This window comes from Streptomyces sp. SP18CS02 (assembly GCF_036322365.1).
In the GTDB taxonomy this organism is placed as follows: domain Bacteria; phylum Actinomycetota; class Actinomycetes; order Streptomycetales; family Streptomycetaceae; genus Streptomyces.
Map to the genome: position 1 here is coordinate 1 of NZ_JAQYXC010000274.1, position 490 is coordinate 490.

The 490-nt window shown below is 64.7% G+C and carries 1 protein-coding gene; it reads right to left on the bottom strand.

The annotated features are described in order from the left end of the window. The coding region (locus tag PUR26_RS11020) for an AMP-binding protein (RefSeq protein WP_329871642.1) at positions 1–486 on the bottom strand (486 nt) is incomplete at its 3' end. Between the last annotated feature and the right edge of the window lie 4 nt (positions 487–490).

Consider the following 490-nt stretch of genomic DNA (forward strand, 5'->3'; position numbering starts at 1 on the left):
CTCGACCGGCGAATACCCGTTCACCAGCCGCAACCCCGGATACTCCCCCAACGCCTTCGCCACATGCGCCACCGACAACGGCTCACCACCCGTCATCAACTGCCGCACCCCGGCAAAACACCCCGGATACTCATCCAGCAGGAAATTGAACAGACTCGCCGACACATGGACACTGGTCACCCCGTGGAGCGCGACAAGCTCCGCGACAGCGGCAGGCTCAGGCTTCAGACCCGGCTGAAGCACACACACACCGCCATGCAGCAACGCACCGAACAACTCCAGCGCGAACGCGTCCCACGACACCGGCGCACACTGCAACCACACCTCACCCGGCCCGAAGGACACGAACTCCTGACCCGTCAACGTCCCCGACATCGCCCGATGAGGAGCCACCACACCCTTCGCCACACCCGTCGAACCCGACGTGAACATCACACACGCCACATCCTCCGGCCCCGCAATCCGCCCCAGATCCCCACCATCCAGCGCA